Source organism: Erwinia persicina (assembly GCF_014838825.1).
Lineage (GTDB): Bacteria > Pseudomonadota > Gammaproteobacteria > Enterobacterales > Enterobacteriaceae > Erwinia > Erwinia persicina_A.
Genome location: NZ_JACYMO010000006.1, coordinates 204564 through 220840 on the forward strand (window position 1 = coordinate 204564; position 16277 = coordinate 220840).

The 16277-nt window shown below is 58.2% G+C and carries 16 protein-coding genes; 14 read left to right on the plus strand and 2 right to left on the minus strand.

Annotated elements, in window-relative coordinates; translation table 11 throughout:
* Nucleotides 1-82 precede the first annotated feature (82 nt).
* Entirely contained in the window at nt 83-1045 is a 963-nt protein-coding gene (locus IFU29_RS15815; protein WP_062744866.1) for a sugar-binding transcriptional regulator, read from the plus strand.
* 190 nt (nt 1046-1235) lie between these two features.
* Nucleotides 1236-3515, plus strand: a complete 2280-nt coding sequence (gene maeB, locus IFU29_RS15820) for an NADP-dependent oxaloacetate-decarboxylating malate dehydrogenase (protein ID WP_191934762.1) — start codon at nt 1236-1238, stop codon at nt 3513-3515.
* A gap of 35 nt (nt 3516-3550) precedes the next feature.
* Here maeB and hemF read toward each other — a convergent pair whose 3' ends face one another.
* Nucleotides 3551-4459 carry an oxygen-dependent coproporphyrinogen oxidase gene (gene hemF / locus IFU29_RS15825; RefSeq protein ID WP_191934763.1) on the minus strand — a complete coding sequence of 303 codons (909 nt, stop codon included), beginning with the start codon at nt 4457-4459 and terminating at the stop codon, nt 3551-3553.
* Between the two features lie 105 nt (nt 4460-4564).
* Entirely contained in the window at nt 4565-5443 is an 879-nt protein-coding gene (gene amiA, locus IFU29_RS15830) for an N-acetylmuramoyl-L-alanine amidase AmiA (RefSeq protein ID WP_191934764.1), read from the minus strand.
* A gap of 208 nt (nt 5444-5651) precedes the next feature.
* Between amiA and IFU29_RS15835 the strand changes: the two genes are divergently transcribed.
* The 12 genes from IFU29_RS15835 (at nt 5652) to IFU29_RS15890 (ending at nt 16219) form a co-directional block, all read left to right on the plus strand.
* On the plus strand, nt 5652-6077 hold the full coding sequence (locus tag IFU29_RS15835) for a GNAT family acetyltransferase (RefSeq protein ID WP_062744949.1): 426 nt from the start codon (nt 5652-5654) through the stop codon (nt 6075-6077).
* Nucleotides 6078-6533 (plus strand): DUF2919 domain-containing protein, encoded by a 456-nt coding sequence (locus IFU29_RS15840; RefSeq protein WP_342214481.1) that lies wholly within the window; start codon nt 6078-6080, stop codon nt 6531-6533.
* A gap of 69 nt (nt 6534-6602) precedes the next feature.
* Nucleotides 6603-7226, plus strand: a complete 624-nt coding sequence (locus IFU29_RS15845; protein WP_191934765.1) for an RpoE-regulated lipoprotein — start codon at nt 6603-6605, stop codon at nt 7224-7226.
* A gap of 117 nt (nt 7227-7343) precedes the next feature.
* Nucleotides 7344-8267 carry a Dyp-type peroxidase gene (locus IFU29_RS15850; RefSeq protein ID WP_191934766.1) on the plus strand — a complete coding sequence of 308 codons (924 nt, stop codon included), beginning with the start codon at nt 7344-7346 and terminating at the stop codon, nt 8265-8267.
* Nucleotides 8268-8531: 264 nt separating this feature from the next.
* A complete protein-coding gene (locus tag IFU29_RS15855; RefSeq protein ID WP_191934767.1) occupies nt 8532-9545 on the plus strand; it encodes a sulfate ABC transporter substrate-binding protein in 1014 nt (337 codons plus the stop codon).
* Nucleotides 9546-9547: 2 nt separating this feature from the next.
* Nucleotides 9548-10381 carry a sulfate/thiosulfate ABC transporter permease CysT gene (cysT, locus tag IFU29_RS15860; RefSeq protein WP_191934768.1) on the plus strand — a complete coding sequence of 278 codons (834 nt, stop codon included), beginning with the start codon at nt 9548-9550 and terminating at the stop codon, nt 10379-10381.
* Nucleotides 10381-11256: a sulfate/thiosulfate ABC transporter permease CysW gene (cysW, locus tag IFU29_RS15865; protein WP_062744886.1), complete on the plus strand. Its 876-nt coding sequence runs from the start codon at nt 10381-10383 to the stop codon at nt 11254-11256. The genes cysT and cysW overlap by 1 nt, the downstream gene beginning before the upstream one ends.
* The gene (cysA, locus tag IFU29_RS15870) at nt 11246-12334 is read left to right on the plus strand and encodes a sulfate/thiosulfate ABC transporter ATP-binding protein CysA (RefSeq protein WP_191934769.1); all 1089 of its coding nucleotides are present in this window, start codon (nt 11246-11248) and stop codon (nt 12332-12334) included. The genes cysW and cysA overlap by 11 nt, the downstream gene beginning before the upstream one ends.
* A gap of 78 nt (nt 12335-12412) precedes the next feature.
* A complete protein-coding gene (gene cysM, locus IFU29_RS15875; RefSeq protein WP_191934770.1) occupies nt 12413-13291 on the plus strand; it encodes a cysteine synthase CysM in 879 nt (292 codons plus the stop codon).
* Between the two features lie 165 nt (nt 13292-13456).
* Nucleotides 13457-14137, plus strand: coding sequence for a response regulator transcription factor (locus IFU29_RS15880; RefSeq protein WP_191934771.1), 681 nt, complete (start codon nt 13457-13459; stop codon nt 14135-14137).
* Nucleotides 14134-15486, plus strand: coding sequence for an ATP-binding protein (locus tag IFU29_RS15885; RefSeq protein WP_191934772.1), 1353 nt, complete (start codon nt 14134-14136; stop codon nt 15484-15486). Before IFU29_RS15880 ends, IFU29_RS15885 begins: the two co-directional genes overlap by 4 nt.
* Before the next feature lie 43 nt (nt 15487-15529).
* A complete protein-coding gene (locus IFU29_RS15890) occupies nt 15530-16219 on the plus strand; it encodes a GntR family transcriptional regulator (protein ID WP_191934773.1) in 690 nt (229 codons plus the stop codon).
* Nucleotides 16220-16277 lie beyond the last annotated feature (58 nt).

Genomic DNA, 16277 nt, shown 5'->3' on the forward strand with positions numbered 1-16277 from the left:
AAATGGTATAAATTGTTGCCTGAGGCGCGATGGTTACCATCGCGCCTGCCACTGAAACCGATGAGAAGAGACGACTGCCCGGATGGAAAAAAACACGCTATCTCAGGACACTGAATTGCTGACGGAAATTGCCGTCGCATACTATCAGGACGAAATCACCCAGGAAGAGATTGCGCGTAAATTTGGGATCTCCCGTATCAAAGTGGGGCGCTTGTTAAAGCGGGCCAAAGAAGAGGGCATCGTTGAAATCAACGTGCGTTATCACCCGGTGTTCAGCACCCGGCTGGAACAACAGCTGCTTGAGCGCTTTCCCTTACAGCGGGCGCTGATTGCGCTTGACCATCATGACGATGATGAACAGCGGCGACAGGTGGCCGCGCTGGTGGCGATGCATCTGTCACAATCGCTGAAGGATAATGCGGTGGTGGCCGTGGGGCAGGGGCGTAACGTTGCGGCTGTCGCTGACCATCCTGGCAGTGTCCCCACGCGCAATTGCCATTTTATCAGCGGGATTGGTGGCACTCATCGTCCCGGGGATGCCATCAATGCCGATCATATCAGTCGCCGTCTGGCGAAGAAGTTTGGCGGTATCAGTGAAACGCTTTATGCCCCGGCCTACGTTGAGAACCGGGCGCTGAAAGAAGCCTTTATGCAAAACGGCACGATCAAAGAGACGCTCGACCGCGCACGCAAGGCCGACGTGGCGCTGGTGGGCATCGGCGATATGAATGAAAACAGCTATATGGTTAAGCTCGGCTGGTTCACCCCCCACGAAATTATCGATGCCAGCCTGAATCAGGGGGTGATTGGTGATGTGGCGGGTTATGACTTCTTTAATGCCCAGGGCCAGCATGTGGATACGGTCATGAACGACCGGGTCATTGGTCTGAGCATCGACGAGTTGCGCAAAATTCCCTGCGTGATAGCCATTGCGTCGGAGAACACCAAAGCCATGGCGCTGCTGGGCGCGTTGCGCACCGGGGCCATTGATATGATTGCCACCACGGCGCAGAACATCCGCACGCTGTTGAGTATGACCAAATAAAGATATGGTGGGCTGGCCCTGAATGAAGGTCAGCCCCTGCATTCCAAGCGGGATATGCCTTTTCCCGTCGCCCCGTATCGTTGAACTCATCCCGTTTTCTTCCCCAAACTATGCACTCCCTCAAGTTTTTCACCCGTCCTGCCCTCCTATACTGAGCAGTTGTACCCCTACATAAAAAAGGATCCTGCTAATGGACGAACAGTTAAAACAGAGTGCGCTCGATTTTCATCAATTCCCGGTTCCCGGAAAAATTCAGGTTTCCCCTACTAAGCCCCTTGCCACCCAGCGCGACCTGGCACTGGCCTATTCTCCCGGCGTAGCCGCCCCGTGCCTGGAGATTGCTGCTGATCCCTCTGCTGCCGATAAATATACTGCCCGCGCCAACCTGGTGGCCGTCATCTCTAACGGGACGGCGGTGCTGGGGCTGGGGAACATCGGCGCGCTGGCCAGTAAGCCGGTGATGGAAGGGAAAGGGGTGCTGTTTAAAAAATTTGCCGGTATCGACGTGTTCGATATCGAAGTGGATGAGCTGGATCCTGACAAACTGATCGAGGTGGTCGCTGCGCTGGAGCCGACCTTTGGCGGCATCAACCTGGAGGATATCAAAGCCCCCGAGTGTTTTTATATTGAGAAGAAGCTGCGCGAGCGCATGAATATCCCGGTGTTCCACGACGACCAGCACGGTACGGCCATCATCTGTACCGCCGCCGTGATGAACGGCCTGCGGGTGGTGAAAAAAAGTATTTCCGACGTGCGGCTGGTGGTCTCAGGGGCCGGGGCATCGGCAATCGCCTGCCTCAATCTGCTGGTGGCGCTGGGTATGCAGAAGCACAATATCGTGGTCTGTGACTCAAAAGGGGTGATTTACCAGGGGCGTGAAACCCCGATGGCAGAGACCAAAGCGGCCTATGCAGTGGCTGACAGCGGCAGGCGCACACTGCTGGAGGTGATTGACGGAGCGGATATTTTCCTGGGCTGCTCCGGGCCGAAGGTGATGACGCAGGAGATGGTGAAAAGCATGGCGCGCGACCCGCTGATCCTCGCGCTGGCCAACCCGGAGCCGGAAATCCTGCCGCCGCTGGCGAAAGAAGTCCGCCCGGACGCCATCATCTGCACCGGCCGTTCTGACTTCCCTAACCAGGTGAACAATGTGCTGTGCTTCCCGTTTATCTTCCGGGGGGCGCTGGACGTCGGTGCTACCGCCATCAATGAAGAGATGAAGCTGGCGGCGGTGCATGCCATCGCCGAGCTGGCGCTGGCAGAGCAGAGCGATGTGGTGGCCTCGGCCTATGACGATCAGGAGCTGTCGTTTGGCCCGGACTACCTGATCCCTAAACCGTTTGATCCGCGTCTGATCGTGCAGATTGCGCCCGCGGTGGCGAAGGCGGCGATGGACTCCGGTGTGGCGCGACGGCCGATCGCCGACTTTGATGCCTACCGTGAAAAGCTGATGGAGTTTGTCTACAAAACCAATCTGTTCATGAAGCCGGTGTTCTCGCAGGCGCGGAAAGATCCGAAGCGCGTGGTGCTGGCCGAAGGGGAAGAGGCGCGCGTTCTGCACGCCACCCAGGAACTGGTGACGCTGGGGCTGGCAAAACCGATCCTGATCGGCCGTCCGAGCGTTATTGAGATGCGCCTGCAGAAGCTGGGGCTGAAAATTGAGGCCGGTAAAGATTTCGACGTGGTGAATAACGAGTCCGATCCCCGTTTTAAAGAATACTGGAACGAGTATTACCAGATCATGAAACGACGCGGCGTATCCCCCCAGCAGGCGCAGCGTGATGTGATCGGCAATCCGACCCTGATCGGGGCGATTATGGTTCACCGGGGGGAAGCGGATGCGCTGATCTGCGGTACCGTTGGGGATTACCGCCAGCATTACGACATTGTTGAAAAGCTGTTTGGCTTCCGCCCGGATGTCAAAGTGGCTGGCGCGATGAATGCGCTGGAGCTGCCGAGCGGCAATACCTTTATTGCCGATACGTACGTTAACGAAGATCCGACGCCGGAACAGCTGGCCGAACTCACGCTGATGGCCGCCGAAACGGTGCGCCGCTTTGGCATAGAACCAAAGGTCGCACTACTTTCCCACTCCAGCTTTGGGGCGTCTGATGCCCCGGCCGCGCGAAAAATGCGCGACACGCTGGCGCTGGTCAAAGCACGCGCGCCTGACCTGGAAATCGACGGAGAGATGCACGGTGATGCTGCGCTGGTTGAGAGCATTCGCCAGGATTTGATGCCGGACAGCCCGCTAAAAGGATCGGCGAATATCCTGATTATGCCGAACGTGGAAGCCGCGCGCATCAGCTACAACCTGCTGCGCGTCTCCTGCTCTGACGGGGTGACGGTCGGGCCGGTACTGATGGGGATGGCGAAGCCGGTGCACGTGCTGACCCCCATCTCATCGGTCAGACGCATCGTCAATATGGTCGCGCTGGCGGTTGTGGAGGCCCAGACCGCGCCGCTGTAAGCCAAAACGCCGGGCAATCTGCCCGGCGTTCTTGTTTATATCCACGCTTTAACTGGCAGGAAGTCGCGATAAAGTGCGGCTTCCGGGCTGCCTTCTTCCGGATGATAGTCATATTCCCAGCGCACCAGCGGCGGCATCGACATCAGAATCGACTCGGTACGTCCACCGGTTTGCAGGCCGAACAGCGTGCCGCGATCCCATACCAGATTAAACTCGACGTAGCGGCCCCGGCGGTAAAGCTGGAAGTCGCGCTCACGTTCGCCCCAGGTGAGGGTTTTACGGCGCTCAACAATGGGCAGATAAGCGTCGGTAAAGCCGTTTCCTACCGCCTGCATAAAGCGGAAGCTCTGGTCAAAGTCAGGCGTATTCAGGTCGTCAAAGAACAGCCCGCCAATGCCACGCTGCTCGTTGCGATGTTTCAGGTGGAAATAGTCATCGCACCATTTTTTATAGCGCGGATAGACATCCTGGCCAAACGGCTGACAGAGATCGGCGGCGGTCTGATGCCAGTGGATGGCATCTTCTTCAAAGCCGTAGTAGGGCGTCATATCAAAGCCACCGCCGAACCACCACACCGGATCAGCACCCGGTTTTTCAGCAATAAAGAAACGCACGTTGGCGTGGCTGGTAGGAATGTACGGGTTCTCCGGGTGGATCACCAGCGACACGCCCAGCGCCTCAAAGCTGCGACCGGCCAGCTCGGGACGGTGCGCGGTGGCAGAGGCGGGCATGGCGTCGCCGTGGACGTGGGAGAAATTGACGCCCGCCTGCTCGAACACCCGGCCCTGGCGCAGCACGCGGCTGCGTCCGCCGCCGCCGCCCGGCCGCTCCCAGCTGTCTTCGGCAAACTGGGCTTCGCCGTCGGCCTGCGCCAGCTTGCGACAGATGTCATCCTGAAGGTTGAGCAAAAACTGTTTTACCTGGGCGATATCCGGTGCGTTCATAAAAAAATCCTGTGACTAAAAGACGCGGGGATTATATACCCAAAAGAATTCGAGTGGCAGCCAGCGTATCCGCGGCCTGGCGTCTCCCGGTTTTATCCTGTTCATTCAGCCCATACGCCGGGTGGCATCGTACTCGTCAAAAAAGCTGACGATACCGTCGGCAATCGCCCCGGCAATCTTCTGACGGAAAGCCGTGGTGCCGAGCAGTTTCTCTTCGGCGGGGTTGGTAATGAAGGAGGTTTCCACCAGCACCGATGGGATCGAGGGGGATTTCAGCACCGCGAATGCGGCCTGTTCAGTATGCTGGCTGTGCAGATGATGAACCGGGCGAATCTGTCCCAGCACGTGTTTGCCGAGGATCAGACTATTTTTAATGGTATCGGTCTGCACCAGGTCAAACAGCACCTGTTGCAGATAGTGATCTTTAGCCGCCGCCCGGACGCCGCCCACCTCATCGGCCGCATTTTCCCGCTGCGAAAGATAGCGGGCCATGGTACTGCTGGCACCACGATTGGACAGGGCAAAGACGGAGGCACCGTTGGCGGTCGGGCTGGTAAAGCCGTCGGCATGAACCGACATAAACAGATCGGCCCCGTGCTGATGGGCAATTTCCACGCGTTCACCCAGCGGAATAAAGTGGTCGCTTTCCCGCGTCAGGCGAACCTCGATACGGGGGTGCTCGCTGAGCAGGTGACGGATGTGCTGAGCAATCTCCAGAACCACATGCTTCTCTTCTGACCCCTGATGACCCACCGCGCCGGAATCAATGCCGCCGTGCCCCGGATCAATCATCACAATACGTTTACCGCTGGCGGGACGCGGTGGCGGGGGGCTGGATTGCTTATGCGGGCGCGGGCGTATGCGCAGGGTCGCGTCCTCCTCTGCCGCGCGGGCCGGGCCATTGGTCAGCAGCGCAAGCGCCAGACCGGAAAGCAGTAGCTGGCGGCGGGTGGTCAGCGGCGTCAGGTGGGTTAATTTCTTCATGGCAGATCCTGGGGGCAAAAAGTGCTTATTGTTATATCGTAACAATGGGTCGGCGGCGAGGAGGGAACTATTGCAGGCTTTTTCCATGTATTTCAGGACAATAATCCCTCTTCCTGCGTTTTTTTTCTGCCTGGCGGGCGAACGGACTTGCACCCGCAGAAGAATGCGTGATAATCAGCAAATTATGCTTAACCACAGGGCAAACTCCATGGAAATCCGCGCATTCCGGCAAGATGATTTTGAAGAAGTAATGACGCTTTGGGAGCGTTGCGATTTGTTACGGCCATGGAACGATCCCGAGATGGATATCGAGCGCAAGCTGAACCACGATCCGGACCTTTTCATGGTCGCGGTGGTGGGCGGGGAAATCGTCGGGACGCTGATGGGCGGATACGACGGGCATCGCGGGTCGGCCTACTACCTGGGCGTGCATCCTGATTATCAGGGGCGTGGCTTTGCTAATGCACTGATTAATCGCCTGGAGAAAAAACTGATTGCCCGGGGCTGTCCGAAGATCAACGTGATGGTGCGGGAAGAGAACGATGCCGTCATCGGGTTCTACGAAAAGCTGGAGTATGAAACGCAGGACAGCCAGCTGTTAGGCAAGCGCCTGATTGAAGACCGCGAGTACTGAGTGACGACGTTGTCCTATTCCCCTGATGATTATGATGCGAAAGGCCAGCTGCGTCTGCCGCTGAGTTTTTGGGCCATCCTGCTGCTGCAGGCCCGTACCTGGGTACTGTTTGTGATGGCCGGTGCATCGCGACAGCAGGGGGCAGACCTGCTGGCGCTGTTTTATCCTGATAACCACACGTTCTGGCTGGGGCTGGCTTTTGGTGTTCCGGCGGCTGTCGGGCTGCTGCTGACCGGCTACCGGCAGCGCCTGCCGCGCCTGTGGCAGGCATGGCGCTGGGTGATGGTGCTGACGCTGGTGGTTACCCTGCTGGCGCAGCTGGTGATGCAGTGGCAGGAGGAGGACCCGACGACAGAGTTGCTGCTGCTGGTGACCCTTGCTGATGGCCTGGCGCTGGTAGCACTGCTTTTTTACCGCCGTCTGACTGACTGCTTCGATCCGGCTAAAAATCATTAAATAAAACTTTTTTGCCTGCCGGCACTCCAAGCAGGTAAGCAAGGACCCTGTTCATACACTGGAGTTGTCATGAAAACTATTCGCCCGGCGCTGTTGATCGCCACCTTAATGCTGGCTGGCTGTGCCGGTTCCTCTTCTGACGCGCCGCGCAGCGACTCATCTTCCACCTGGTGGAACCCGGTCTCCTGGTCGTGGTCCAGCCTGTCACCGACGCACTGGTTTGGCTCTTCGCTGACCCTCTCTGAGCGCGGCCTGGGTGAGGTCAACGGCAGTACCCTGATGCAGCACGACGTACTGAACGATGCCCTGGGTAATAATTATCATCTGCGGCAGGGGATGCGCACCACTGACGGAACGATTGAGCGGTTCTGGCAGGGGGTGGACAGTGAGAAGCAGCAAAAAGTGGAGCTGGTAGGGGACACCACCGTTAACCGCATTGACGTCACGGACAGCGATGTCACCACCGAAAACGGCGTCAAGCTCGGCACGAAATTCAGTGAGCTGTACAGTAAAGCCTTTGGTGCCTGTGAGAAAGGCCACGGCGCAGACCGTGCTAACGTGGAGTGTAAAGCGCCGGGCAGCCAGCACATCAGCTTTGTGTTCAGCGGCGACTGGCACGGGCCGCAGGGACTGATGCCCTCTGATGACACGCTGAAAACCTGGACGTTAAGCAAGATGATTTGGCGGCGTTAGTGCGCCGCATTTAAAGTCCGCATAAAACATGCGTTTAAACATTCTCCTGGCAGTGGGTTGAGGTATCCTGTTCTGAAAAATCGATCGGAACTGACCTGAACACCAGGAGAATGCAGCATGTCCCCTTTCCAGAGCGGTATTTTATTAGAACACCGCCGTTTTGCTATCTACCTTGAAGCCATGGCCGGGAGCGATCTTGCCGCCCTACGCGATGGCAGCCACCGTTTTCTTCAGCAGCTGGAACAGCTGCAACAGCGCTATCCTGATGCCGGACTGGGGGCCGTTTTAGCCTTTGGTCAGGCCCTGTGGAATGACCTCTGCCCGGGCCACCGCTGTGCTGAACTGAAAGACTTTCAGCCGCTGGGTAAAGGGATGGCACCGGCCACCCAGCGTGACCTGCTTATCCATATTCAGTCGCTGCGCCATGATGTCAACTTCAGCCTGGCGCAGGCGGCCCTGGCCGCGTTTGGCGATGCCATCCGCATTGTGGAAGAAACCCACGGCTTTCGCTGGACGGAAGAGCGCGACCTCAGCGGTTTTGTCGACGGTACTGAAAACCCGCAGGGCGCGCAGCGCCAGACAGTCGCGATTATCGCCAGCGGCGATAATGCCGGCGGAAGCTACGTCTTCAGCCAGCGCTGGCAGCATAATCTGGTCATGTTTAACCGCCTTCCGGTGGTGAAACAGGAGCAGATAATTGGCCGCACCAAAGAGAGCAATGAAGAACTGGAAGGCGATGCGCGTCCGGCGACGTCCCATGTGGCACGTGTCGATCTGAAAGAGGACGGCAGAGGGCTGAAAATTCTGCGTCAGAGCCTGCCGTACGGCACGGCCAGCGGCACCCATGGCCTGTTTTTCCTCGCCTACTGCGCCACGCTGCATAATATTGAACAGCAGCTGTTGAGCATGTTTGGCGAAACCGACGGTAAGTTTGATGCCATGCTGCGGTTTACTAAACCGGTCAGCGGCAGTTATTTTTATGCACCATCACTGGCGCAGCTTGCCGCACTGTCATTCAGCACCGGGTCGACCTCTGCGTAGGCCGACCACCACGCAGCATCCCGGCAGGGGCGGGCCTTTTTTCTGCCCGCCCCGTGTGAAGGGGAAACGCCAGCCGTGATGCAGACCTTTTTCTGACGATGACGTTTTATTCCCGCCCGCTGCATATTCAATTCCACACCCTTATAGCGTTTTCTGCTTGCAAAGCACCAAACGGTATATAAAACCGTTACAGCTTTTACCCTGGTTATAAATAAACTGAACAGACTTCAGGCCGGTGAGCCGGTAATTCTCTCAGGGTGCATAATGACGTTACCAACGGTAAAAAAATTCGTATCAGCCTCCGCGCTGGCGTTACTGCTGAGTTCCGGCGCGCAGGCCACCGAGCTGTTAAACAGCTCGTATGACGTCTCACGCGAGCTGTTTACCGCCCTGAACGCACCGTTTGAACAGCAGTGGGCGCAGCAGCATCCCGGCGACACGCTGACCATCAAACAGTCTCATGCCGGGTCGTCGAAACAGGCGCTGGCTATTCTGCAGGGCCTGAAAGCCGACGTCGTGACCTATAACCAGGTGACCGATGTCCAGGTGCTGCATGATAAAGGCAGGCTGATCCCGGCTGACTGGCAGCAGCGTCTGCCGAATGCCAGTTCACCGTTCTACTCCACCATGGCGTTCCTGGTGCGTAAGGGTAATCCGAAGAACATCCATGACTGGAGCGATCTGGTGCGTGACGATGTCAAACTGATCTTCCCGAATCCCAAAACCTCAGGCAATGCCCGCTATACCTATCTGGCCGCCTGGGGAGCGTTCGACCGCGCCGACGGTAAAGATAAGGCGAAAACGGAACAGCAGATGACGCAGTTTCTGAAAAATGTTGAAGTCTTTGATACCGGTGGACGCGGGGCGACCACGACGTTTGTTGAGCGTGGCCTGGGCGATGTGCTGATCAGCTTTGAGTCTGAGGTGAACACCATCCGTCAGCAGTACGCCAAAGACGGCTATGAAGTGATCGTGCCAAAAACCAATATTCTGGCCGAGTTTCCGGTGGCCTGGGTCGATAAAAATGTCGCCAGTAACCACACAGAAGAAGCCGCCAAAGCCTATCTGAATTATCTCTATACCCCGGCTGCGCAGCAAATCATCACCCAGTTTTACTATCGGGTGAATAACCCGAAGATGATGGCGCAGCAGAAAGATCGTTTCCCCCAGACGGAGCTGTTCCGCGTTGACGATGAGTTTGGCAGCTGGGACCAGGTGATGAAAACCCATTTTGTCAGCGGTGGCGAACTGGATAAGTTGTTAGCGGCGGGGCGGTAGTGATGTTTTCAGCAAGCAGTAAACGTGTCCTGCCCGGGTTTGGTATCAGCCTGGGCAGCAGCCTTTTCTTCACCTGTCTGATCCTGCTGCTGCCGATCAGCGCGCTGCTGATGCAGCTGTCGCAGATGACCCTGGCGCAGTACTGGGAGGTGGTCACCAACCCGCAGGTTATGGCCGCCTATGAGGTAACGCTGCTGGCGGCAGGTGTGGCTTCGATCTTTAATGCCGTGTTCGGGATGCTGATGGCGTGGATCCTGACGCGTTACCGTTTCCCGGGGCGTACGCTGCTGGACGGCCTGATGGACCTGCCGTTTGCACTGCCGACGGCGGTAGCCGGCCTGACGCTGGCGGGTCTGTTCTCGGTGAACGGCTGGTACGGCGAATGGCTGGCCCAGTTTGGCATCAAAGTCTCCTATACCTGGCTCGGTATTGCGGTGGCGATGGCCTTTACCAGCATCCCGTTTGTGGTACGCACTGTTCAGCCGGTACTGGAAGAGCTGGGGCCGGAATATGAAGAGGCGGCTGAAACCCTGGGGGCAACGCCGTGGCAGAGCTTCCGTCGCGTGATCCTGCCGGAAGTCGGCCCGGCGCTGCTGGCCGGAACGGCGCTGTCGTTTACCCGCAGTCTGGGCGAGTTTGGCGCAGTGATTTTCATTGCAGGCAACATTGCCTGGAAGACAGAAGTGACCTCGCTGATGATCTTCGTGCGCCTGCAGGAGTTTGACTATCCGGCGGCCAGTGCGATCGCCTCGGTAATCCTGGCCGCTTCCCTGCTGCTTCTGTTTGCGATAAACACCTTACAAAGCCGCTTTGGCCGTCGTATTGGAGGTCACTAATGGCTGATGTTACCGATTTGCGGGGCAGCGGGCGCGCCCGAGTTCAGTGGGGAAAATGGCTGCTAATTGGCCTCGGCATGCTGATCTCCCTGCTGCTGCTGGTGATCCCCCTGGTGGCCATTTTTACCGCCGCCCTTTCTGAGGGGCTGATGGCCACCTTCGCCAACCTGGGCGATTCAGATATGCTGCACTCCATCTGGCTGACCGTGCTGATTGCGCTGATTACGGTGCCGGTTAACCTGGTGTTTGGTACGCTGCTGGCCTGGCTGGTCACGCGCTTTACCTTCCCTGGACGCCAGCTGCTGCTGACGTTGTTTGATATTCCTTTCGCCGTGTCGCCGGTGGTCGCCGGGCTGATGTACCTGCTGTTCTGGGGCGTCAACGGTTCTGCAGGTGGCTGGCTGGATGCCCACAATATCCAGCTGATGTTCTCATGGCCTGGGATGGCGATGGTGACTATTTTTGTCACCTGCCCGTTCGTGGTGCGTGAGCTGGTGCCGGTGATGTTAAGCCAGGGCAGCCACGAGGATGAAGCCGCCGTTCTGCTGGGCGCATCGGGCTGGAAAATGTTCTGGCGCGTGACCTTACCGAATATTCGCTGGGCGCTGCTCTATGGCATCGTGCTGACTAATGCCCGCGCCATCGGGGAGTTTGGTGCCGTATCGGTGGTTTCAGGGTCGATTCGCGGTGAAACTTATACGCTGCCGTTGCAGGTTGAATTGCTGCATCAGGATTACAACACCGTCGGGGCCTTTACCGCCGCCGCGCTGCTGACCCTGATGGCGATAGTCACGTTGTTTTTAAAGAGTGCAGTGCAGTGGCGGTTAGAAAGCCAGAGCAAGCGTCTGCAACAGGAGGGGAACCATGAGCATTGAAATCAGTAACATTAATAAATCCTTCGGCAGGACCAAAGTCCTGAACGATATTTCACTGGATATCCCTTCCGGGCAAATGGTCGCGCTGCTGGGGCCATCCGGCTCCGGGAAAACCACACTGCTGCGTATTATCGCCGGACTGGAAAACCAGAACAGCGGACGGCTGAGTTTCCACGGTAAAGACGTGAGCCGGGTTCACGCCCGTGACCGTCAGGTGGGCTTTGTCTTTCAGCACTATGCGCTGTTCCGCCATATGACCGTTTTCGACAATATTGCCTTTGGGCTGACGGTGCTACCGCGCCGCGAACGCCCGTCTTCCGCCGAGATTAAACAGAAAGTGACGCGCCTGCTGGAGATGGTGCAGCTGGGCCATCTGGCGGGCCGTTTTCCGGCACAACTTTCCGGTGGACAGAAGCAGCGTGTTGCCCTGGCGCGTGCGCTGGCGGTAGAACCGCAGATCCTGCTGCTGGATGAACCTTTTGGCGCGCTGGATGCTCAGGTGCGAAAAGAGCTGCGCCGCTGGCTGCGTCAGCTGCACGAAGAGCTGAAATTTACCAGCGTGTTTGTCACCCACGATCAGGAAGAGGCGATGGAAGTGGCTGATCGCGTCGTGGTGATGAGCCAGGGTAATATTGAACAGGTCGGCACCCCGGATGATGTCTGGCGCGATCCGGCCACCCGTTTTGTACTGGAGTTTCTGGGCGAGGTGAACCGCTTTGATGGGGAAGTGCATGGCTCCCAGTTCCACGTTGGTGCCCATCACTGGCCGCTGGGCTATGCCCCGGCGCATCAGGGCGCGGTAGAATTGTTCCTGCGTCCGTGGGAAATCGACGTTAGCCGTCAGAGCAGCCTAGAAACGCCGCTGCCTGCCCAGGTGCTGGAAGTCAGCCCGCGCGGCCACTACTGGCAGTTGGTGGTGGTGCCCGCCGACTGGAGCGGAGAGCCGGTGACGGTCGTGATGGACGGAGACCAGCTGGCACCCGTTCGGGGCGAACGTCTGTTCCTGGGGCTGCAACATGCCCGCCTCTATAACGGGACGACGCCGTTACGGCCTGTTGCCTTTGCACAAAGCGCCTGATATTTTTCTCTGACAGTATTTTGCCAGCAAGGGGTCGGGTTTTCCGGCCCTTTGCCATTTCATGCCGGGAACCGTACCTTGACCACACTCGAAAATACCATCGGCAATACGCCGCTGATCAGGCTCCAGCGTCTGACGCCCGCCAATGGCAGCGAGATCTGGCTGAAGCTGGAAGGCAATAACCCGGCCGGCTCGGTGAAAGATCGCGCGGCGCTGTCGATGATCCAGCAGGCAGAGCTGCGCGGGGAAATTCACCCCGGCGACGTGTTGATCGAAGCGACCAGTGGCAACACCGGCATCGCGCTGGCGATGATCGCCGCCATGAAGGGCTACGTCTTAAAACTGCTGATGCCGGACAACATGAGCATTGAGCGCCAGGCAGCCATGCGCGCCTATGGGGCCGAGCTGATCCTGGTGAGCCGCGAGCAGGGAATGGAAGGGGCGCGGGATCTGGCACAGGAGATGGCGGCACGCGGTGAGGGAAAAGTGCTGGACCAGTTTAATAATCCGGATAATCCGCTGGGGCATTATCTGACCACCGGACCGGAGATCTGGCAGCAGACGGCAGGGCGTCTGACCCATTTCGTTTCCAGCATGGGCACCACGGGGACCATTACCGGCGTCGGACACTACCTGAAAGAGCAGAATCAGACGATAAAGATTGTCGGCCTGCAGCCGTCAGAGGGCAGCAGCATTCCCGGCATTCGCCGCTGGCCGGCCGCTTATCTGCCGGGTATTTTTCGCCCGGAGCTGGTGGACCAGGTGATGGATATGGCCCAGCAGGACGCGGAGCAGACCATGCGGCTGCTCGCCCGGCGTGAAGGGATCTTCTGTGGCGTCAGCTCCGGCGGAGCCGTAGCGGGTGCGCTGCGCATTGCAGAAGCGCATCCCGGCAGCATCATTGTGGCTATCGTCTGCGATCGTGGCGATCGTTATCTCTCCACTGGCGTCTACTGATCCCTTCTTTACTCTTTCAGCGGCGGAATTCTCTGCCGCTGCTTGTCTCAAATCCGTCCTGACACTTTCCCGTGCCGTTGAGTAGACTGTAAGGATTAGGTAAAAGCGGCTGCGGACTCGTCAGGAACAGGCGAAAATAGCGGCGATACCATTGAGAGATCCCCTATGAAAATTTTACTGGTCGATGATGACCTCGAACTGGGCACCATGCTCAGTCAGTACCTGATTGCCGAAGGATTTGATGCTTCACTGGTGTTAACGGGAAAGGCGGGGGTGGAAGGGGCGCTCTCCGGCGGCTACAGCGCCATGATCCTCGATATTATGCTGCCTGATATGAGCGGCATTGATGTGCTGCGTCAGGTGCGCCAGCATGGCCGCCTGCCGGTGATTATGCTGACGGCAAAGGGCGATAATATCGACCGGGTCATCGGGCTGGAGATGGGCGCTGATGACTATATGCCCAAACCCTGCTACCCGCGTGAGCTGGTGGCACGCCTGCGTGCAGTGCTGCGACGCGTGGAAGAGCAGCCGACGGTGACTGAGAATAAGGCGTTGATTAGCTGGGGTGCGCTGACGCTGAATCCGGCAACGCGCATCAGTGAATGGCAGAAAAAACCCTTTGATCTTACCGCCTCTGAATTCAATCTGCTGGATCTGCTGCTGCGTTCCCCAGACCGCGTGGTGTCGAAAGACGAGCTGTCGGAAAAAGGCCTCGGGCGGCCGCGTGAAGCCTACGATCGCAGTGTCGACGTCCACATCAGTAACATTCGCCAGAAGCTGGCCGCGCTGACCCAGGATACCATCACTATCGAGACGGTGCGCAGCATCGGTTACCGTATCCGATGAAAACCGGTTTCCGTGGCTTTCTGTTCTGGAAGATCCTGCTGGGCTTCTGGCTGACCTACATTGTAATTACCCAGCTGCTGTGGCTGGGGTTCAGCCTGTACGGGAAACATCATGAGCCCCCTGAAAACAGAGCAACAAAGCGTATTGTTAACCTGCAGATGACCTCGGCAGTGTCGGTGCTGCAGCGCGGTGGGCTGGAAGCGCTGAATGATATGATGGTGGACTGGCCGCCCAACGACCGGCGTTTTTTCTCGGTAAAGCTGATGGCCAGACCGCCCCTGCGGACGGAGTCCCGCGATGATTTAAACCGTGATCTGGCACCGGGAGCTTTCCCCCGGGAAGTCATTGAATGGGTGACCGGGGCCGATGGTCGCCAGTATCAGCTGCGCTACGACGTGGCGGGCCTGCGCGCCGACAGTACCCTGGGCGGCCATCCGCGCAGTATTCTTAATATGCCGGAGCCCCTGTTTATTGTCGGGGCAGCCTGCGGGCTGTTGTTCAGCCTTTTCCTGGCCTGGAACCTGACGCGTCCGATGCGCCAGCTACGCGCCGGATTTGCCCGGGTCTCCGCAGGCGATCTGTCCGTTCGCCTGCTGCCGCAGATGCGCCGCAGGCACGATGAGTTTTCCGTGGTGGCGCAGGAGTTCGATGCGATGGTTGAACGGCTGTCGGTGCTGGTTAAGGCGCGCGAAGAGTTGCTGCACGATGTTTCCCATGAGCTGCGGTCCCCGCTTGCCCGCCTGCAGCTGGCGACGGGACTGGCCCGTCAGACGCCGGGATCCGTTGACGCCTCGCTTGATCGTATTGATGAAGAGGCGCGTCGCCTGGATAAGATGATCGGCGAATTACTCACGCTGTCGCGGGCAGAACATCAGACCCTGCCCGATGAGCAATATTTCGATCTGCTGGGGCTGCTGAAGGCCGTTGTCAATGACGCGCGCTATGAAGCACAGGTCCCCGGCGTGGAGATCCTGTTTAACGCCGATGAACAGCAGGATTACACGGTCAAGGGGGAGGCAAACCTGATCCGTTCTGCCGTAGAAAACGTGATACGCAATGCGCTACGCTTTTCCGGTAACGGGCAGCAGGTGGTTATCGGCCTGCATCAGGAGCAGGACTGGCTGGTGATCGGCGTGCGTGATTTCGGCCCGGGGGTTGAGGCTGACAAGCTTTCCAGTATATTTGACCCCTTTGTCCGCGTTAACTCGCCCCTGTCCGGCAAAGGCTATGGGCTGGGCTTGTCCATCGTGCGTAAAGTGGTGATCGCCCATCAGGGTGAGGTCAGTGCCGCCAACGCCCGCGATGGCGGGCTGGAACTGACTCTGCGTTTGCCGCACTGGGTAGTCTGAGCCCGCTTCAGCGCAGAGGGGATAATTGACTGAGGGGAAGAGGATGAACACAGCGGCCAGTGCCAGACAGCAGGAAATTCAGCGGATCGTCGATGCGCTGTCAACGGCGATTGCGCTGCACCGGCTCACGCCCGGTACCCGGCTGGTTGAAGCACAGATTGTCGAGGTGCTGTCGGCCAACCGGAACCACGTGCAGGCAGCCCTTCAGCGGCTGGCATTGCAGCACATTGTGACTATCTCGCCAAATCGTGGGGCGAGGGTGGCCCAGCCGGAAGCGCGTGAGGCACATGAAGTGTTTATCGCCCGTCGGGCGTTAGAGCGTGCGATGCTTGCCGGCATCAGCGTTGAAAAGATGGCGAAGCATGAACAGGAGCTTGACGCCCACTTTCAGGCGGAGCGGGAGGCGATCGCGGGAAACGATCGCCGCGATATCATCCGGGTTCTCAGCCATTTCCACCTGCTGCTGGCCCGGATCAGCGACAACCGGGTGCTGAGTGAAATGCTCGACAACCTGCTGGTGCGCAGCTCGCTGATTGTTGCCCTGTACCAGCGTAATGAAACCCCGGCCTGCCAGTGTGATGAACATCTTGCTGTGGTATCCGCGCTGAGGGCAGGGGCGGTCGCCCGCGCGCAGGCAATTATGGATGAGCATTTGCATCATCTGGAGCGGCAGCTGGCGCTGGAGGAGGGGCCGCAGGCCTCATTCAGCCTGCGCGATGCACTGACCCAGTAACCGGTAATCAGCCATAAAAAAAGCCCCCTGACCGAAATCAGAGGGCTTTTTAACGATG